Below are 16681 nucleotides of genomic sequence, written 5' to 3'. Positions count from 1 at the left end.
GGCCTGCCTGGCAGGCTCGTGTAATCCACCACCAGATCGGGGTAGCGGGTGACATCCGAAGCGCCGACCGGCACTTCGGCATGTAATGTCAGCCGAGCTGGCGCTAGCGGCGCAGCGCCTGGGTGAGACGGTCGAGCAGCATGGCCAGAATGACCACGGCAATACCCGCCTCGAAACCGGCACCCGGCTGTAGACGTTGAATGGCACGCCACACTTCGGTCCCCAGACCATCGGCGCCGATCATGGCGGCGATCACGACCATCGACAGCGCCAGCATGATGGTCTGGTTGATACCCGCCATGATGGTGGGCAGCGACAGCGGCAGCTGCAGCTTGAAAAGCTTCTGGCTGCGGGTGGAGCCGTAGGCGTCGGCCGCTTCCATCAGCTCGCCGGGCACCTGACGAATGCCCAGGGCGGTAAAGCGGATTGCCGGTGGCATGGAGAAGATGACCGTGGCAAAAATGCCCGCCACCGCGCCGATACCGAAAAACGGAATGGCCGGAATCAGATAGACGAAGGCCGGCATGGTCTGCATGAAATCCAGCACCGGCATGATAATGCGGTAGAAACGCTCCGAAAGCGCCGCCAGTATGCCCGTCGGCAGCGCAATGACGATGGCGAGCAGAGTGGCGATCAACACCAGCGTCAGGGTCTGGATCATCGGATCCCACAGCCCCAGATTGAGAATCAGCCCCAGCCCCAGCAGGGCGAAGACGGCCAGTTTGACACCGCCGGCACGCCAGCAGAGCAGACAGACGGCGAGGATAATCAGCCAGGGGTTGACCCACATCAGACCGTCATTGAGCAGCGAAATACCGCCACGCGTGAAGGAGGAGAAGCCGCGGGTCAGCCCCGAGAAGTGGTCGGTAAAAAAGTCGAGGCCGGCCTCGATCCAGTCCCCCAGCGGTATTCTGGGCACATCGAAATTCATGATTTGTCTCCCGCTCTGGCGAGCTGTTCGATCACGGCACCCCTGACTACCACGCCCTTGAGACGCGCCTGCTCATCAATTACCGCAATCGGGTAGTTACGCTGCTCGAACATGCCGAAAAGCGCCTGAAGAGGTTCGTCGGGACCGACTTTGGGGCAGTCGCTGTCGACCAGGTCGCGAATCGACTCCACGCCCTCCGCCTTGCCCAGCTGTTCGGCGGTGACGATGCCCAGAAGCCGCCGTTCGCTGTCTACCACGTAGATCGATTCGAGGCTGTTTTCACGCATCTTGTAGAGCGCCGTGCGCGGACCGTCATCGTCGCGGGCGGTGGCGCGCACCGGCTTCATGGCCGCTTCGGCAGTCAGGATACGGGTCATGTCGACGCCTTCGACGAAGCGGGCGACATAGTCATCCGCAGGGGCGGTGAGAATCTGCTCGGGCGTGCCGATCTGGACCACTTCACCATCCTTGAGCAGCACGATGCGATCGGCGATGTTGATCGCCTCGTCAAGGTCGTGGGTGATGAAGATGGTGGTCTTGCGGGTGCGCTCCTGCAGCTCGATCAGTTCCTGCTGCATTTCACGTTTGATCAGCGGGTCGAGCGCCGAAAAGGCCTCGTCCATCAGCAGCACGCTGGCGTCGTTGGCCAGCGCTCGGGCCAGCCCCACGCGCTGCTGCATGCCGCCGGAGAGCTGGCTGGGCATGGCGTCCTCCCAGCCCTCCAGGCCCACCTGCTTGAGCGCATCGTCGGCTTTTTTGTGACGCTCCTGGCTGTCAACGCCGCGCACCTCGAGGCCATATTCGGCGTTGCGGCGCACGCTACGGTGAGGAAACAGCGCGAAGTGCTGAAACACCATCGAGAAGTGACGACGGCGGCATTCGCGCAGCGCCTTTTCATCGAGAGTGGGGATATTTTCACCGTCGATCACGATATCGCCCTCGGTGGGCTCGATAAGACGGTTGAGACAGCGGATCAAGGTCGATTTGCCCGACCCCGACAGGCCCATGATGACCAGCAGCTCGCCCTCGTAGACATCGAAATCGATGTTGGAGAGCCCCAGCGTCTGGCCGCTCTGCTTGAGTATCTCGGTACGCCCGTAACCCTCATCGCGCAGCTTGATCGCTTTTTCCGGGTTGTCGCCGAACACCTTGGTAAGGCCCTTGACCCGAATCTTGATGGCCTTTTCATCGCTCATTCTTGTCCGATTCCTGTGTCTGCGGCGATTGGTTCACAGTCGGGATATATCAGCGACTTATGGCTGTTCACCCTGTGACACTGCAGTAACTTTTGTTTTCAAATCGTCAGATATCATAGGTTTTTATGATTTACGCATCAATCATAAGGGCGTTTGATTAAAATCGCGAGCCTGTACCGGGATAAGGTTCATGGGCGCTGTGCCCGACCGCCGGGCTGTGCCAGGATAGCCCTATATGCGATCAGGTTCGGCCCCATGACCGACTCCGAAAATCCCCACCGGGCCGTTCAGATAGCCCGGGACGAAGCACCTTTTGTCGAGCCGCTGCGACTGGGGGAGCGACTGCGTGGCATTCGCCGCACCCGGCGCTGGACCCTCGAGGAGGTCAGTCGGCGCACCGGTGTGGCGCGCTCAACGCTTTCCAGGATCGAAAACGACCAGATCTCGCCCAGTTTCGTGGTCGTCCAGAAGCTGGTGATCGGGCTCGATATCGACCTGCCCCAGCTACTCAAGCGTCCGTCGCAGCCGCCGCGTGGCAACGGTCGGCGCGATCTGACCCGGTGCGGTCAGGGGCAGCGCCACCCTACCCCGACCTATGAACACGAACTGCTCGGCGCTCAGCGTATGCCAAAGCTGATGACGCCTTTCAAGACCCGGGTGCGGGCGCGCAGTATCGAGGCCTTCAGTGACTGGGTGCGCCACGGTGGTGAGGAGTTTCTGATGGTGCTGGAGGGCAGCATTCTGTTTTACAGCGAAGACTATGAGCCGCTTGCCCTCGAGGCCGGCGATAGTCTCTACTTCGACAGCGACATGGGGCACGCCAAGGTGTCGCGCAGCGAAGAGGACGCCCTGGTGCTGTCCGTGTGCGCTCCCGGTGAGGGCACCTGAAGGCGCTCGACCCTGTCCTTTGTTCATCGACACCGGACTTTTTCAATATTGGGAGCTATCCATGGATCATCTCGACGACCAGACCCGTATCGAGCTGGAGGCGGCCGCCTTTCGCCGCCTGCTGCGCCATCTCGATGACAACCGCGATGTGCAGAACATCGATCTGATGATCCTGGCCGATTTCTGCCGCAACTGTCTGTCGAAATGGTTGGCCGGCGCCGCCGCTGAGCGCGACATCGAGCTCGAACCGGAAAGCGCTCGGGAGTATGTCTACGGCATGCCCTACAGCGAATGGAAGGCTCATTATCAGGCCGAGGCAACCGACGAGCAGCTGCGCGCGCTGGAGGCGCGTCAGCAGGCGAAAAAAGCGCAGCAGCCAGCGCAGGAGCAGAGCACAACGTGAGCGATGAGGCGATGATTTCACTGTCGGTGGCGGTTGTGACCATTTCCGACACGCGCGATGAAAGCAACGACCGCTCCGGCGATCTGCTGGTCGAACGACTGCAGAGTGCCGGCCATCGCTGCGTTTTTCGTCGTATTATCCGCGACGATCTCTACCGGATCCGCGCCGAAGTGGCGCAACTGATCGCTGACGACGCAGTGCAGGTCGTGCTGACTACCGGCGGCACCGGCTTTACCGGTCGGGATTCGACGCCGGAGGCGGTGAGCGTGCTGCTCGACAGCCACATCGAAGGCTTCGGCGAGCTGTTTCGCCACCTTTCATGGCGCGAGCTGGGCAGCTCCACGGTGCAGAGTCGTGCACTCGGGGGGCTTGCCAACGGCACTGTGGTGTTCTGCCTGCCCGGTTCTACCGGGGCCTGCCGCACCGGTTGGGACGGTATCCTCGCCGAGCAGCTCGACAGTCGTCACAAGCCATGCAACTTTGCCAACCTGGTGATCCCCGGGCGGGGCCAGCATGGCGGATAGTGACATGCATACGCTCGAGCAGGCGCTGGCGGCGCTGCTTGCCGACGTTGCGCCGCTGAGCACGGAGCGAGTTTCGCTGGCAATGGCCGCCGGCCGCGTACTGGCCGAGACGCTGACAGCGCAGCTCGACACGCCACCTTTCGATAACAGCGCCATGGATGGCTACGCCCTGCGCGCTGCCGATGCCGGCCGGGTGCTGCCGGTCAGCCAGCGCATCATGGCCGGTGACGCCGCCGCACCGCTGGCGGCAAACAGCTGCGCGCGCATCTTCACCGGCGCGCCACTGCCGGCGGGCGCCGATAGCGTCGTCATGCAGGAGCAGGTCGAGTCGCGCGACGATGGGGTCTATATTCCGGCGCCGCTGGCGCAGGGTAACAGCGTACGCACCCGCGGCCGCGAGATTACCTGCGGTGAGACGCTGATCGAGGCCGGCACAAGGCTCAACAGCGCGGCGCTTGGCTTTATCGCCGGCCAGGGGATTGCCGAGGTCGCGGTTACCCGGCGCCCGCGTATCGCCCTGCTCTCCACCGGTGATGAGCTTAAAATGCCCGGTGAGACGCTGGCGCCGGGGCAGATCTACAACAGCAATCGCTTCATGCTGAGCGACCTGCTGCCGCGCTTTGGCGCCGAGCTGACGCGGGTCGAGCACGTGGCGGATACCTCTCAGGCGACTCGCGAGGCGCTGGCACGCGCCGCTGCAGAAACTGATGTGGTAGTGACCACCGGCGGCGTATCCGTGGGCGAAGCGGATCACGTCCGCGATGCCCTCGAACAGCTGGGCCAACTCGATTTGTGGCGCCTGTCGATTCGTCCCGGCAAGCCGCTGGCGCTGGGGCGAATTGGCGACACGCGCTTTGTGGGACTGGCAGGCAATCCGGTATCTGCCTTCGTTGGCGCCTGGCTTTTCCTGCGCCCGCTGCTGGGGGCGCTACAGGGCGCCGCGGCGATGAGCGAGCTGCCGCGAATCAGCGCCCGCGCCGCTTTTGACACCACCACCGCGGCGCGCAGCCACTACATGCGCGTCGCCCTCACCTTCGAAGGCGGCGAGTATCACGCCCATGCCTTTGCCGACCAGGACTCCTCGATACTGCGCTCCTGTGTGCAGGCCGATGCGCTGGCGGTCATTCCGGCCAACAGCAGTGTCAGCGTCGGCGACATCGTCAGCTGTCTGCGCCTGGAGGCCTGAAAGCGCCGCGCTGTTGGCGGGCGTGATCTTCCATGCGCGGCCAGAGCGCCACAAAGCTTGCCTCCAGCAGGTCATATTCTCGATAAAGCCAGGGCGTCAGCTCGGCAAGCAAGTTGCGCCCGCTCAGGCGCTGACCGACGCCCGCCACTGCATGGCAGGTGAAGTCGAAATCGGCGTAGGCTTCCAGCCAGCGCTGCTGGCGCAGGCAGTGGAAAAGCCGCTGTTGGCGCGGCGGAATCTCCGCCTCGCGGTGCGCCAGCAGCCGGTAGATCCGCTCATTGAGGGCGCTATCGTGCTGCCGCCGGGCGAGAAAGTGATCCCACACGATATCCAGCGCAATACCCGTTACCCGGCGCTGCGGGCGAGGGGCACGGGCGTGCAGCGCCCGGGTAATGGCGTCGCGGTCGATCAGCGCATCGAGGCGGCGATGAAAGCGCACGCCGAGGGCGGTTTGCAGTGCAAGGCCGGCGGGAACCGGTCCCTTGAGGCCATCGGCGATCAGATTGCCGAACAGAAAATCATCACTGCCGTGCTGCGCCAGTCGAGCGTGGGCGAGAAAGTTCATGGCCGCTCGGTAATAGTGAATCAGAGGCAGTTGGTAGGGCGTGGCAGGCCGGCCAGCCGCGCCGCCACGCGCGCCGGGCTGTCCGGGAAGAGCCGCATCAGATAGATCGAGCTGCCCTTCTTTTCGCCCAGCTGCTGGCGCGTCGCCTTGACCAGCGCACGCATTGCCGGCGCCATGTCAAAGCGGGTATAGAAATCGCGCAGCAGATAGAGAATTTCCCAGTGGTCATCGCTCAGCTCGCGCCCTTCCCGCTCGGCAAGCCAGTTGGCGACGGCCGGGCTCCAGTCGTCGAAGTGTTCGAGATGACCGTCGCCGTCCAGCGCCACCGGGTCACTATCGTGTCGTATCGAGGCGTTGTCATGCTCGCTCATTGAAGATCTCTCGAGGCTCAGGACCAGCTCAGGGTGCGATCGTGCTCGGCGGTCAGGTTCACGAAGCCGGCGACATCGACCGGTCTGACGCTCGCCGAGGTAATGCCGTCTGCGTCGAGCCCCCGGGCACGGGCGTCCTCGGTCAGCAGGTAGACCGATACGCGCGGTGCAAACGGCATGATATCGGCGCCCAGTGCAGAGTAAACGCCATCCTCGATCAGCATGATGGCGTCGCCCTCCTGTGCAGCATGACGCACCTCTTCCAGCACGCGGCTGGTGAACGCGGAGTGGTTGACCAGGTGCAGAGTGCTCATGGCAGCTTCCTAAAAGCTCAATACCACGTCGTGGCGATCAATCAGGACGGCACTGTCGGCCGCTTCGCAGCCCTCGACCAGCCGCTCCGGCGTCAGACCACGTTCGGTGAGTGACACGGCGTCGTAATAGAGCGGCTCGATATCATACATCGTCATGCCCGCGATCATGCCGGCGGTGCCCTTCTGCTCCAGCGCGCCGGCGTGTTGATTGCGCAGCAGCGCCAGTACGCCGTCACCGCTGAACAGCACCGTAGGCGGTGTGCCCAGCGCAGCGCCGACCAGCGCCGCTTCGATTCCTTCGCGCAGCCGGCTGCTGCCGTGGGGCGGCTGACGAATCAGCACCAGCATACTCCTGTCGCTCATCCTGCTCTCCGGAGTTGACCGTCAGGGGCCAAAGGTGATCAGCCGATCATGGCGCTGTGCCGCTTCGATCAGCTGGCCCAGGCCGGTCAGCTCAAAGGGGGAGGCCAGGCTGGCGTGCTCGAAGCCGTGGCGTTGCGCCTCACCGTCATCGAGCAGTCCGCGGCGTAAGGCGGAAGCCACACACACCAGCAGTTCGCACTGCTGCGCGTCGTGCAGGGCGCGCCAGCGCATGAGCAGATGCGGTTCATCGGGCGGCGGCGACATCATGGCAGCGGCGTTATAAACGCCGTCATGATAGAAAAACACGCAGGCCAGCCTGTGGCCCTGGTCGGGCAGCGCCTCGGCAAAGCGCAGCGCGCTGTGCGCCGGCTGACGGCTGTAGGGCGACCCCTGCACCAGTAGCGCATAGCTCAGGCCGGCTGCGGCCATGGGCAAACTCCCCTGCGGCTGTACGGCGACGGCGTATGCCGCCGACAAAAGAAAACCCCGCTATCAAAGCGGGGTAGCATGATAACAGAAGCGCCGCCGACCGTCCGCCGCCGGGCTCGCCCTGCCTCAGTCGTCGCCGGCCATACCCAGCAGCGACAGCAGGCTGATGAAGAGGTTATAGATCGCCACGTAGAGGCTGATGGTGGCGAGGATATAGTTGGTCTGGCCGCCATGAATGATCTGGCTGGTCTCATAAAGGATCAGTGCCGAGGAGAACAGCACGAAGCCTGCCGAAACGGCCAGCGCCAGCCCGGAGATGTTAAAGATCATTGCCACCACCATGGCCACCACCAGCACGATCGCACCGGCCATGATGAAGTTGGCGAGGAAGCTGAAGTCCTTGCGGGTGATCAGCGCTACCGCCGACAGGCCAACAAAGGTGGCTGCCGTCATGCCCAGTGCGGTCATGATCAACTGCGGACCGTTGGAGAGCGTCAGGTAGGCGCTCAGAATCGGCCCCAGGGTAAAGCCCATGAAGCCGGTAAAGGCGAAGGTGGCCAGCAATCCCATCGCCGAGTTGGCGGTCTTGTGGACCAGAAACATCAGGCCGTAGGCGCCGATGAGGAAGATGAAGACGTTCATCTGCGCAACGCCCATCGCCATGGCGGCACCCGCCGTTACCGCAGAAAACAGCAGCGTCATGGCAAGCAGCATGTAGGTGTTGCGCAATACCTTGTGAGCATCGACGCTTTGCGAAGAGGTAGTCTGCGAGACTCCGTAAGTACGATCGACCATTGACGACTCCCGGCTTTAAGCTTGAGTTTTGAAGGTTGCTATAAAGAATGGGGGCAGCGGCGATCGGCTGCAAGTCCCCACCCTTTGGCGCGACTTAAGTCCTTGACCTGCGAAACCAGACTGATAACATGCCGGCCCCACGGAGAGATGGCAGAGTGGTCGATTGCAGCGGTCTTGAAAACCGCCAAGGGTTTGTAGCCCTTCCAGGGTTCGAATCCCTGTCTCTCCGCCACTTCTTTTTAAAAACCAGCCGCTTATGGCTGGTTTTTGTGTTTGTGGCGCCCCGCTTTCCGGGTTACTTGTGGTATGCCGTTTCCCTCACACCGGCTCGCGGGGCTGGGCGGTTGGAAAAAAGTATATACTGGCCGATGTGCCGCCTTTGGCGAGGCGCGAGATGATCCGAGGAGCGTTGCGCGGCAAGCCGCGCGATACAGTATGCTCCACGCTGCCGGACAGGCGGTGGGGCCGGAAGAGGACGGGTTCGCCATGCAGATTCAGCTGTCAGATTACCCGCAGCTTAAATTGCTCGCATGGAATCGAAGGGATGAGGATTTCGTCGAGGAAGAGGAAGCCTTCGCCCTTTATGAGCGGAACTGGCACTTCGTTGATGAAGCGCGGCTAACATCCAGCGAGCGCCACTTGATCGAGCGGCTTACAGCGCTGTACGGAAGGGGCGTGATGAATGTTTGAGCGTCCGCATCATCAACGTATCGAAAAGATACTCCACGCCTTCAATTGCGATCTTCTGAGCCGGGCAGAATGCTATTTCGGTGGTGGGACAGCCATTGTGCTGTCGCTCGTCGAATACAGAGAATCATTCGACATTGATTTCCTGTGCGCTTCCAGGCAAGGCTATCGCCTGCTGCGAAACATCATTTCGCAGGACAGTCTCGGGGCATTGCTTGAAGCGCCACTCTCATATCTTCGTGAAGTGCGGGCAGACCGCTATGGCATTCGCACGGTCCTTGACGTTGACGGAGTCCCTGTCAAGGTTGAGATCGTCAGTGAAGCCCGGATTGAAATACAGGGCTGCCCTCACCCTGTTTTTCAGGTGCCCACCCTCTCGCGTGAAGACATGTACGCGGAAAAGCTGCTTGCCAACGCCGATCGTGGGTTGGACAAATCCACCATGAGCCGCGACATCATCGACCTTGCGATGATGATTGACCACTGGGGCGCCATCCCGGATGCGGCATGGGCGAAGGTCAGGACGGCCTACGGTGAGCATGTTGTCAAGGCCTTCCGTATGTCGTCCGCAATGGTCTGCAACAGGGATCATCTCAAGCATTGCCTCAACAGGATGCATATGGACGAAGGACTGATTGATCGCATACCGAAGCTGCTCGATTGTCCACCCTCCCCCTGAAACATGGCCCGGTAATGCCGGGCCATGTGGCGATATAACTCTCTGATATCTGGTAGGCGTGGTTCTGATGTAGCGGGTTGCGACGTATTTTGGGCCACTTGCCGTCTCCTCACACCGCCCCGCGCGGCTGGCGGCTGAAAAGAAGCAGCATGCCGAAAACGATCATGCCGCCACCCGAGGCGCGCTGAAACCAGTGCAGCCTTGTCGATGCGAAAGCCGCTGCGAAACGGCCGACGGCGGCATAGATCAGAATCGCCACCGCTTCGAGCAGAACAAATATCAGCCCCAGAACGGCATAGCTCAGCCAGTAGTTCGAGGTGTCGACAAACTGGGGAAAGAAAGCGGCGAAGATCAGGATGGCCTTGGGGTTGCTGATCGCAATCAGGGCTTCTCTCCTGAAGGCCATTGCCAATGACGGTTTCAGATGTTCATGATCCACCGCCGCCGAGGGGGTTGAGCGCAGAAGCTTTATTCCCATCCATACGAGATAGGCCGCGCCGACAATCTTGACGATAGTGAATAGCGTTGCCGAGGCCGACAGCAGCACTCCCAACCCAAGAGCGCTCGCCGCAATCATGGGAACGAAGGCGGCAAGCCGCGCGATACTGGCGACAGCGGCGAAGGTAATGCTTCTCTGGGCACCATGGGTCATGGCAATCAGGTTGTTGGGCCCGAAGGCAAGGTTGAGCGCGAAGGACGCGGGGATGAATACCCATAAATCGATCATGATGCTGCTCCGTTCAGGAGTTGTAATTCTTGTGTTGTGTTCCGCGGCAGGTTTAGACAAAGGGCCGTGAAGTATTGCTACTGACCATCATCTCCGGTGACCAATATCGTTACTGTTGCAGCATCGAAAGTGCTTGTCTAGTCTCATTAACAGCGCGATTTCACTGCAAAAGGAGTGCGAGATGAGCAACGGCCAGGGGGATAGTGGACGCGGTTTCACCAGGGGCAACATGGACCGCGAAAACGAATACGACCGCAACAGCCGTCCGGGGCTTTACGAGGCCGGTCAGCGCCCGGGATTCATCGGCGAGTTTCAGGAGTGCACGCCGCAGGGCGATCTGCTCGACGAATCGACACGCATCGTGCTCGACTATGACAATGAGCCGCTGCCCGACACTTCGCAGAAGAACAACAAGTGGAAGGTGGTGAACTGACATCAGTTCGCTTTTGACGGACCCCGTGAGCTGCGGGGTCTGTTCACGGCGCCTGCTCTGCAAACGCCTTGTCGCACGTTCTTTCAGCCGTGCAGGCGAATCCCCACCCTGATGACCCGGTTGCCGTCCACTTCCTGCACCACCCAGTGAATGCCGTGCCAGTCGACGTCGTCACCCACTACCGGATAGCCGCCCACACGCCTGGCAATGAAGGCGCCCAGCGCCTCCTCGCGCTCCCAGCGTGATAGCGTCAGGCCGTAGGCGTCGGCGACATCGCCCATGCCGGCATCGCCGGAGAGCGCAAAGGCGCCGAAAAAGTCGCGCTCGCGCTTGAGTTCGGCATCGCCGTTGAACAGCCGGTTGATCGCCGGCAGGTCACCGGTGCGGGCGATCACGCAGGCCACGTCGCCCTGTTGCAACCGGGTACTGCCACTGGGATGCAGCATCATGTGGTCGCGAAAGATGGCGGACACCACCGCACCGGAAGGAAAGCGCAGCATGCGCAGCGGCGTATCCTCGACGCGCCTGCTGTCCACCTCATAGACAAACATCTCGTAGTCATCCTGCGGCAGAATACCCAGCAGCCGCCGCCGCGACGGCGAGGTGTCGGCCGGCACCTCGACCTTGAGCCAGCGCGCCATGTGCGTCAGGGTGGTACCCTGCAGCATCAGCGAGATCAGCACCACGAAGAAGGCCACGTTGAAATACAGCGCCGCGTTCTGCACCCCGGCGATAACCGGAAAGATCGCCAGCACGATCGGTACCGCGCCACGCAGCCCGACCCAGGAGATAAACGCCAGTTCGCGCCAGCGAAAGCCGAAAAACGGCTTGAGCCCCAGCACCACCGACAGCGGCCGTGCCACGAAGATCAGCACGACCGCGACCGCCACGCTCGACCAGGCGTAGTCGATCATCTCGCTGGGCGTCACCAGCAGCCCCAGGGTCAGAAACAGGCCGATCTGGCTCAGCCAGGCGAGACCGTCATGTACCGGCAGAATGAATTCGAGGTGCTTGCCGCGAATGTTGCCGATCATCACCCCGGCCAGGTAGATGGCCAGAAAGCCGCTGCCTCCCAGAATGTTGGTAATGGCAAAAACGCTGAAGCCGAGGGCCGCGGCGAGCAGCGAGTAGAGCCCCGGTGCCAGATCGAGCCAGCGCAGCAGCCGCCCCAGCAGCCAGCCGCTGCCGATACCGGCCAGCGCACCGATGGCAAACTGCTCGATAAACATCAAAAGCGTTTCTTCGAACCCCGATACCCCGCCGGTCAGAGTCTGCGACAGGATCAGGGTCAGAAAGATCGCCATCGGGTCGTTGGTACCCGACTCGATCTCGAGCGTCGCCCCCACGCGCTCGTTGAGGTGGACGCCCTGCCCACTGAGCATCGAAAAGACCGCCGCGGCGTCGGTAGAGCCGACGATAGCGCCGACCAGCAGGCCCTGCAGCAGGCTGAGATCGAACACCCACATGGCGAACAGCCCGGTAATGCCGCTGGTCAGAAAGACCCCCAGGGTGGCCAGCGACAGCGCCGGGCGCAGGCCGACGCGAAAGGTGTTCATCCGGGTACGCAGACCGCCGTCGAGCAGGATCATCGCCAGCGCCAGCTGGCCGACCAGATAGGCCAGCGAATAGTCCTCGAAATCGACCAGCCCCAGCCCATCGACACCGGCGATCATGCCGATCCCCATGAAAAGCGGCAGTAGCGGTAGACCGGCACGTGCCGAAACACGGCTGGCGAGAATGCTCAACGCCACCAACAGGCCGCCGATCAGAAAGATGCTGTTGAAATCGATCACGTCGTTTCTTTCATAACCTTTTGTAATAACAAGTCTGGCACGAATTAGCGCATTCTTCTATGCAAGGCGGGCTGTCATCGTGCGCTCTTCAGCCGTTATAGCCGAGCCAGCGCGGGGCGTCGCGGACCGCCTCCCAGTCGCAGGGCCCGAAACAGTTGAAGCTCCACAATAGCGCCCGGCAGCTGCTGCGATGGGCGGCGATCGACACCGGCTCACCGAAGTGCCAGTAGCGTGCCATGAAGGCCTGCTGTTGCCCGTTCTCGTTCAGCAGCAGCTCGATCAGCGTCCAATCCAGCTCCAGTGGCGCCCACACCAGTGCCTCCCAGTCGGTCCAGCACCAGTCGGTCGCGGCCTCGATGAACTGATCGGCGCGCAGATCGGGCAGGCACCAGACGGCACGCTCGGGGATGGGCACGCGCTCGGGCAGTTCGCGGCGCACGGACGCCGGCAGGTGGCGCTCGAGATACTGCGCCAGCTGCTGTGGCCAGCTCTCCAGTGAGCGAACTTCGGACAGCGGGTGGCCCCAGCCGGAAACCGGTTCAGCGTGCAGACGACCGAGCTGTTCGCCCAGCAGCGTGGCGAGACGGCCGTTCATGGTGGCAGTGCGCCCGGAGCGCCAGGGCAGGCTCCAGATCGGCGCTTCCTGCAGCCGCCCCAGCCATGTCATGGGAAGCGGCAGCAGGGGAAGACGGGGCGGCAGGCTACCCGCCAGTCGGGTGAGGTTTTCGGCATGCTGCCAGCGATCGAAGCCAAACAGGCTGTCCAGCCCGTGCCAGAAAGGGTCACGGCGATCAGTACGGGCCATGCGGATCATCTCCGGCGACAGCGATTCGCTTTTCCAGCGCCAGTTGGAGGCATCCTCGAAGGCCAGCGGCTGTGCCACCAGCTGGCGATCGAGAAAAAACGACAGGCGTTGGGTAAGCTCCTGCGGTGGCTGCATGATGCGCCTCTGATCCGATGACAACCTTTTGACCGTTTATCGAGAATAACACGCTGATGCCAAAGTGCTTTCTCAAGGCCTGAAATGCGCCGACGGAAAGCCCTGGTGGTGGCGCCTTCCGGCCAGTAGAATCAGTGCCATTCGAACGGGGTGCATCCCTGGATGCCGAGAGTGGTTCTGCCACAACCCGCAAGACAGCGCCGCGCAGTACGCCTGCCCTGCCGCGCTGTCCGTCACCTGATCCGGTTTGTACCGGCGGAGGGATTTCGAATCGCGCTGCGGCGTGCCCTTCGCCCCATGGGGGCCCGAATGCCATCTTCATCCAGCCGGCAGACGTCGAACAACACCCTGCAGGACTGCGACGACGGCGTCCTGCGGATCGAGGCGGCGCGTCTCGCCTTCACCGAGCACTGCCTTTTCGATGGCCTGTCGATGACGCTGCCGGCCCACGGCTGGACCTGTCTGCTGGGACGCAGCGGCTGTGGCAAGAGTTCGTTGCTGCGTATGATCGCCGGCCTGCCGGTAGCGCCCGATGCTTCCCTGAGCGTTGGCAATGGGGCCGGACAACCGCTGAATCTGCGAGTGGCCTGGATGGCCCAGCAGGATCTGCTACTGCCGTGGCGGCGGGTGATCGATAACGTCTCGCTGGGTGCCGCGATGCGCGGCGAGCGCGCCGATCGCGAACGTGCCATGGCGCTGCTCGAACAGGTGGGGCTGGGCCATACGGCGCGCCGCTACCCGCAAACCCTCTCCGGCGGCGAGCGTTCCCGGGTGGCGCTGGCCCGCACGCTCTACGAATCGGCACCGCTGGTGCTGATGGATGAGCCCTTCGCGGCGCTCGATGCCCTTACCCGGCTGGACCTGCACGCTCTCGCCCATCGGCTGCTGGCCGGGCGTCGGGTGGTCATGGTCACCCATGATCCGCTGGAGGCATTGCGCATGGCGAATCAGATCCTGGTCATGCGTGGTACGCCGGCACGGCTCGACAGTCTTGACGTGCCCTCACAGCCGGCGCCGCGTGATCCCGCGACCCCCGCCATGAGCAATAACCACGCCCGGCTGCTGGCGATGCTCGACGAGGTGGCCGCATGACCCGCGCGCTGGGGCGTTTGCTGCTGGCCACTGCGGTGCTGATGGTACTCTGGCAACTGGTGACACTGGCCGGCGTACCGCGCTATATGCTGCCGTCACCGGTGGCGGTTTTGGAGACTCTGATCGCGCGGGCCGAGCTGCTTGTCGAGCATGGTCTGATCACTCTGGGCGAGATTCTGGCCGGCTTCGTCTGCGGCAGCCTGCTCGGCGTCGCGACCGCCCTTGTGCTGTCGCGCTGGCAGTTTCTGCGCGCCACGGTATTGCCGCTGTTACTGATAAGCCAGGCGATTCCGGTCTTCGCGATCGCACCGCTTCTGGTGCTGTGGTTCGGTTACGGGCCGGGATCAAAGGTGGTGATGGCGACCCTGATCATCTATTTCCCGGTGGCTTCGACCTGCTACGACGGCCTGCGTCAGACCGAGCCCGGCTGGCTCGATCTGGCCCGCACCATGGGGGCCTCGCCGGCGCGCCGACTGCTGCGCGTGCAGCTGCCTGCGGCCCTGCCGGCGCTCGCCTCGGGGTTGCGCATGGCCGCGACCGCCGCGCCGATCGGTGCCATCATCGGCGAGTGGGTGGGCTCCAGCGCCGGGCTGGGTTACCTGATGCTGCAGGCCAACGGCCGCATGCAGACCGATCTGATGTTTGCCGCCCTCGCGGTGCTGGTGGTGATGACCGTCACCCTCTACTTCGGCGTCGACCGGCTCTGCCGGACACTGATGCCCTGGCAACCCGACCGCCTTCGCGAGGGTGGCGCGGCGCCGCCCTGACCCTGTTTCGCTCTGTCGATGGAGATTCAAAATGAACAAGATGCGCATACTACTGACCACTCTGCTGGTGACGCTGCTGCCGGCCGGTGCCTTTGCCGAGGAGAGCGGCGATCCCCTGTCGCCGCCACCTGCCGAGACGCTGAACCTGATGCTCGACTGGTACGTCAACCCGACTCACGCTCCGATCATCGTGGCGCAGGAGAAGGGATTTTTCGCCGATCGTGGCCTTGAAGTGAATATCTCGGCGCCCGCCGACCCCACCGCGCCGCCCAAGCTGGTGGCCGCCGGCCGTGAGGATCTGGCGCTCAGTTACCAGCCACAGCTACATCTGCAGGTCGACCAGGGGCTGCCGGTCAAACGCGTCGGCACCCTGATCGCCACGCCGCTCAACGTGCTGATGGTGCGTGCCGACAGCGACATCGAGCAGTTCAGCGATCTGAAGGGCAAAAAGGTGGGCTACTCGGTAGGCGGCGTCGAGGAGGTGCTGCTCGAGGCGATGCTGAATAACGCCGGTTTGAGCATGGACGATATTGAACCGGTCAACGTCAACTTCGCCCTGACGCCGGCGCTGATCAGCGGCCGCGTGGATGCGGTGACGGGCGCCTTTCGCAACTTCGAGCCGGCGCAGCTGGCGCAGGAGGGCGTCGAGGGTCGCCCTTTCTTTATCGAGGAGCAGGGCATTCCCCTCTATGACGAGCTGATCTTCATCGCCAACCGGAACGGCCTGGAGCAGCGACGTGAAGCCATTTCCCGCTTTCTGGCCGCAGTCGAGCAGGCCACAATGTGGATAATCAACCACCCTGACGAGGGCTGGGAGGTCTTCAAGGGTTACGACCCCACCCTCGACAACGAGGTCAACCGGCGCGCCTGGCAGGCCAGCCTGCCACGTTTTGCGCTGCGTCCGGCGGCGCTGGACACCGGCCGCTATCGGCAGTTTGAACAGTTTCTGTTTGAACGCGGTGCCATCGACTCGCTGACGCCGGTGTCGCAGCTCGCCGAGGACGTCAATACCGAGCGCGACAGCGCGGCGCGCTGACCGCCATTCGTGGCCGCATCGGCATTTGCATTCCTTATTATAACGGTCAACTTTTCTGTGTTACGTTGAGCGCATACAGGCGATCGATCAAGAGAGACTCATGCCATCACCTTCCCACCACGAACACTTCGAACGCGTTCGCCAGGACCATCAACGCGAACTGGTCGAGGATTATGTGGAAGAAATCGCCCATCTGCACCGGCATCTGGGTGAGGCGCGCGCCAGCGATCTGGCCGAGCGCTTCGGCGTCAGCCCTGCGGCTGTTTCCAAGGTGATCGCTCGCCTGAAACGCGACGGACTGGTCAATGCCCGCCCCTACCGCGGTATCTTTTTGACCGAGCAGGGCGAGCAGCTGGCCGACAAGGTCGCGTCGCGACATCGGGTGGTACTGCAGGCGCTGCGTGCGCTGGGGGTGCCGGAAAGCATTGCGCGGGCCGACTCCGAAGGCATTGAACACCACTGCAGCGATGAAACGGTTGCGGCCATGCACCGCTTTCTGGATGAAAACCCGCATCTGATTCCTTCTGGCGTCCAGCACCCGGACGAGCGCTGACAAAAAAGG

At 62.7% G+C, this 16681-nt stretch carries 22 protein-coding genes and 1 tRNA gene; 12 read left to right on the top strand and 11 right to left on the bottom strand.

All coding sequences use genetic code 11. The features are described 5' to 3' along the window. Positions 1 to 103: 103 nt before the first annotated feature. A complete protein-coding gene (locus tag H146_RS0102380; RefSeq protein WP_019950243.1) occupies positions 104 to 931 on the bottom strand; it encodes an ABC transporter permease in 828 nt (275 codons plus the stop codon). Continuing rightward, entirely contained in the window at positions 928 to 2127 is a 1200-nt protein-coding gene (locus H146_RS0102375; RefSeq protein WP_019950242.1) for a quaternary amine ABC transporter ATP-binding protein, read from the bottom strand. The genes H146_RS0102380 and H146_RS0102375 overlap by 4 nt, the downstream gene beginning before the upstream one ends. 255 nt (positions 2128 to 2382) lie before the next feature. On the opposite strand from H146_RS0102375, the gene H146_RS0102370 reads away from it, so the two are divergent. The 4 genes from H146_RS0102370 (at position 2383) to H146_RS0102355 (ending at position 5128) form a co-directional block, all read left to right on the top strand. Continuing rightward, on the top strand, positions 2383 to 3015 hold the full coding sequence (locus H146_RS0102370; RefSeq protein ID WP_019950241.1) for a helix-turn-helix domain-containing protein: 633 nt from the start codon (positions 2383 to 2385) through the stop codon (positions 3013 to 3015). Between the two features lie 61 nt (positions 3016 to 3076). Continuing rightward, entirely contained in the window at positions 3077 to 3418 is a 342-nt protein-coding gene (locus H146_RS0102365; RefSeq protein ID WP_019950240.1) for a DUF1244 domain-containing protein, read from the top strand. An 11-nt stretch (positions 3419 to 3429) separates the two neighbouring features. Further along, positions 3430 to 3942, top strand: a complete 513-nt coding sequence (moaB, locus tag H146_RS0102360) for a molybdenum cofactor biosynthesis protein B (RefSeq protein WP_033195386.1) — start codon at positions 3430 to 3432, stop codon at positions 3940 to 3942. Further along, positions 3932 to 5128 (top strand): molybdopterin molybdotransferase MoeA, encoded by a 1197-nt coding sequence (locus H146_RS0102355; protein WP_019950238.1) that lies wholly within the window; start codon positions 3932 to 3934, stop codon positions 5126 to 5128. The genes moaB and H146_RS0102355 overlap by 11 nt, the downstream gene beginning before the upstream one ends. On the opposite strand, the gene H146_RS0102350 is transcribed toward H146_RS0102355, so the two are convergent. From H146_RS0102350 to H146_RS0102325, 6 genes are all read right to left on the bottom strand, one after another. Further along, on the bottom strand, positions 5103 to 5693 hold the full coding sequence (locus H146_RS0102350; RefSeq protein WP_019950237.1) for an acyl carrier protein phosphodiesterase: 591 nt from the start codon (positions 5691 to 5693) through the stop codon (positions 5103 to 5105). The genes H146_RS0102355 and H146_RS0102350 overlap by 26 nt on opposite strands. Before the next feature lie 20 nt (positions 5694 to 5713). Further along, positions 5714 to 6064, bottom strand: coding sequence for a TusE/DsrC/DsvC family sulfur relay protein (locus H146_RS0102345; protein WP_019950236.1), 351 nt, complete (start codon positions 6062 to 6064; stop codon positions 5714 to 5716). 17 nt (positions 6065 to 6081) lie between these two features. Next, positions 6082 to 6378, bottom strand: coding sequence for a sulfurtransferase complex subunit TusB (tusB, locus tag H146_RS0102340; protein WP_019950235.1), 297 nt, complete (start codon positions 6376 to 6378; stop codon positions 6082 to 6084). A gap of 9 nt (positions 6379 to 6387) precedes the next feature. Then, positions 6388 to 6741, bottom strand: coding sequence for a DsrE family protein (locus H146_RS0102335; protein WP_019950234.1), 354 nt, complete (start codon positions 6739 to 6741; stop codon positions 6388 to 6390). 21 nt (positions 6742 to 6762) lie between these two features. After that, a complete protein-coding gene (tusD, locus tag H146_RS0102330) occupies positions 6763 to 7170 on the bottom strand; it encodes a sulfurtransferase complex subunit TusD (RefSeq protein WP_019950233.1) in 408 nt (135 codons plus the stop codon). Between the two features lie 126 nt (positions 7171 to 7296). Further along, positions 7297 to 7965, bottom strand: coding sequence for a Bax inhibitor-1/YccA family protein (locus tag H146_RS0102325; protein ID WP_019950232.1), 669 nt, complete (start codon positions 7963 to 7965; stop codon positions 7297 to 7299). 141 nt (positions 7966 to 8106) lie between these two features. Between H146_RS0102325 and H146_RS0102320 the strand changes: the two genes are divergently transcribed. The 3 genes from H146_RS0102320 to H146_RS0102310 all read left to right on the top strand — a co-directional run bounded on the left by H146_RS0102320 (position 8107) and on the right by H146_RS0102310 (position 9331). Next, positions 8107 to 8197 (top strand) — tRNA-Ser (locus H146_RS0102320). 254 nt (positions 8198 to 8451) lie between these two features. Continuing rightward, a complete protein-coding gene (locus H146_RS0102315; RefSeq protein WP_033195384.1) occupies positions 8452 to 8655 on the top strand; it encodes a hypothetical protein in 204 nt (67 codons plus the stop codon). Beyond that, positions 8648 to 9331, top strand: coding sequence for a nucleotidyl transferase AbiEii/AbiGii toxin family protein (locus H146_RS0102310; RefSeq protein ID WP_019950230.1), 684 nt, complete (start codon positions 8648 to 8650; stop codon positions 9329 to 9331). The genes H146_RS0102315 and H146_RS0102310 overlap by 8 nt, the downstream gene beginning before the upstream one ends. A gap of 109 nt (positions 9332 to 9440) precedes the next feature. Here H146_RS0102310 and H146_RS0102305 read toward each other — a convergent pair whose 3' ends face one another. Next, complete coding sequence (locus H146_RS0102305) at positions 9441 to 10058, bottom strand: LysE family translocator (protein WP_019950229.1); 618 nt, start codon at positions 10056 to 10058, stop codon at positions 9441 to 9443. Between the two features lie 181 nt (positions 10059 to 10239). Between H146_RS0102305 and H146_RS0102300 the strand changes: the two genes are divergently transcribed. Next, on the top strand, positions 10240 to 10491 hold the full coding sequence (locus tag H146_RS0102300) for a hypothetical protein (RefSeq protein WP_019950228.1): 252 nt from the start codon (positions 10240 to 10242) through the stop codon (positions 10489 to 10491). Positions 10492 to 10574: 83 nt separating this feature from the next. Here the strand turns inward: H146_RS0102300 and H146_RS0102295 are convergent, their stop codons facing one another. Beyond that, positions 10575 to 12284, bottom strand: coding sequence for a potassium/proton antiporter (locus H146_RS0102295; RefSeq protein ID WP_019950227.1), 1710 nt, complete (start codon positions 12282 to 12284; stop codon positions 10575 to 10577). Positions 12285 to 12372: 88 nt separating this feature from the next. Next, positions 12373 to 13224 (bottom strand): hypothetical protein, encoded by an 852-nt coding sequence (locus H146_RS0102290; RefSeq protein WP_019950226.1) that lies wholly within the window; start codon positions 13222 to 13224, stop codon positions 12373 to 12375. 309 nt (positions 13225 to 13533) lie between these two features. On the opposite strand from H146_RS0102290, the gene H146_RS0102285 reads away from it, so the two are divergent. From H146_RS0102285 to mntR, 4 genes are all read left to right on the top strand, one after another. Continuing rightward, a complete protein-coding gene (locus H146_RS0102285) occupies positions 13534 to 14316 on the top strand; it encodes an ABC transporter ATP-binding protein (protein ID WP_019950225.1) in 783 nt (260 codons plus the stop codon). After that, positions 14313 to 15083: an ABC transporter permease gene (locus tag H146_RS0102280; RefSeq protein WP_019950224.1), complete on the top strand. Its 771-nt coding sequence runs from the start codon at positions 14313 to 14315 to the stop codon at positions 15081 to 15083. Before H146_RS0102285 ends, H146_RS0102280 begins: the two co-directional genes overlap by 4 nt. 31 nt (positions 15084 to 15114) lie before the next feature. Continuing rightward, positions 15115 to 16119 carry an ABC transporter substrate-binding protein gene (locus H146_RS0102275; protein ID WP_019950223.1) on the top strand — a complete coding sequence of 335 codons (1005 nt, stop codon included), beginning with the start codon at positions 15115 to 15117 and terminating at the stop codon, positions 16117 to 16119. Positions 16120 to 16201: 82 nt separating this feature from the next. After that, positions 16202 to 16672, top strand: a complete 471-nt coding sequence (gene mntR, locus H146_RS0102270) for a manganese-binding transcriptional regulator MntR (protein WP_281169588.1) — start codon at positions 16202 to 16204, stop codon at positions 16670 to 16672. The last annotated feature ends 9 nt before the right edge of the window (positions 16673 to 16681 follow it).

The organism is Kushneria aurantia DSM 21353 (genome assembly GCF_000382245.1).
Lineage (GTDB): Bacteria > Pseudomonadota > Gammaproteobacteria > Pseudomonadales > Halomonadaceae > Kushneria > Kushneria aurantia.
This window is presented reverse-complemented; position numbering and strand designations above follow the sequence as displayed.

Excerpts from the sequence above, each read along its gene's own strand:
- H146_RS0102380 (WP_019950243.1), bottom strand. The coding sequence starts at position 931 with ATGAATTTCGATGTGCCCAGAATACCGCTGGGGGACTGGATCGAGGCC.
- H146_RS0102375 (WP_019950242.1), bottom strand. The coding sequence starts at position 2,127 with ATGAGCGATGAAAAGGCCATCAAGATTCGGGTCAAGGGCCTTACCAAG.
- H146_RS0102370 (WP_019950241.1), top strand. The coding sequence starts at position 2,383 with ATGACCGACTCCGAAAATCCCCACCGGGCCGTTCAGATAGCCCGGGAC.
- H146_RS0102365 (WP_019950240.1), top strand. The coding sequence starts at position 3,077 with ATGGATCATCTCGACGACCAGACCCGTATCGAGCTGGAGGCGGCCGCC.
- moaB (WP_033195386.1), top strand. The coding sequence starts at position 3,430 with ATGATTTCACTGTCGGTGGCGGTTGTGACCATTTCCGACACGCGCGAT.
- H146_RS0102355 (WP_019950238.1), top strand. The coding sequence starts at position 3,932 with ATGGCGGATAGTGACATGCATACGCTCGAGCAGGCGCTGGCGGCGCTG.
- H146_RS0102350 (WP_019950237.1), bottom strand. The coding sequence starts at position 5,693 with ATGAACTTTCTCGCCCACGCTCGACTGGCGCAGCACGGCAGTGATGAT.
- H146_RS0102345 (WP_019950236.1), bottom strand. The coding sequence starts at position 6,064 with ATGAGCGAGCATGACAACGCCTCGATACGACACGATAGTGACCCGGTG.
- tusB (WP_019950235.1), bottom strand. The coding sequence starts at position 6,378 with ATGAGCACTCTGCACCTGGTCAACCACTCCGCGTTCACCAGCCGCGTG.
- H146_RS0102335 (WP_019950234.1), bottom strand. The coding sequence starts at position 6,741 with ATGAGCGACAGGAGTATGCTGGTGCTGATTCGTCAGCCGCCCCACGGC.
- tusD (WP_019950233.1), bottom strand. The coding sequence starts at position 7,170 with ATGGCCGCAGCCGGCCTGAGCTATGCGCTACTGGTGCAGGGGTCGCCC.
- H146_RS0102325 (WP_019950232.1), bottom strand. The coding sequence starts at position 7,965 with ATGGTCGATCGTACTTACGGAGTCTCGCAGACTACCTCTTCGCAAAGC.
- H146_RS0102315 (WP_033195384.1), top strand. The coding sequence starts at position 8,452 with ATGCAGATTCAGCTGTCAGATTACCCGCAGCTTAAATTGCTCGCATGG.
- H146_RS0102310 (WP_019950230.1), top strand. The coding sequence starts at position 8,648 with ATGTTTGAGCGTCCGCATCATCAACGTATCGAAAAGATACTCCACGCC.
- H146_RS0102305 (WP_019950229.1), bottom strand. The coding sequence starts at position 10,058 with ATGATCGATTTATGGGTATTCATCCCCGCGTCCTTCGCGCTCAACCTT.
- H146_RS0102300 (WP_019950228.1), top strand. The coding sequence starts at position 10,240 with ATGAGCAACGGCCAGGGGGATAGTGGACGCGGTTTCACCAGGGGCAAC.
- H146_RS0102290 (WP_019950226.1), bottom strand. The coding sequence starts at position 13,224 with ATGCAGCCACCGCAGGAGCTTACCCAACGCCTGTCGTTTTTTCTCGAT.
- H146_RS0102285 (WP_019950225.1), top strand. The coding sequence starts at position 13,534 with ATGCCATCTTCATCCAGCCGGCAGACGTCGAACAACACCCTGCAGGAC.
- H146_RS0102280 (WP_019950224.1), top strand. The coding sequence starts at position 14,313 with ATGACCCGCGCGCTGGGGCGTTTGCTGCTGGCCACTGCGGTGCTGATG.
- H146_RS0102275 (WP_019950223.1), top strand. The coding sequence starts at position 15,115 with ATGAACAAGATGCGCATACTACTGACCACTCTGCTGGTGACGCTGCTG.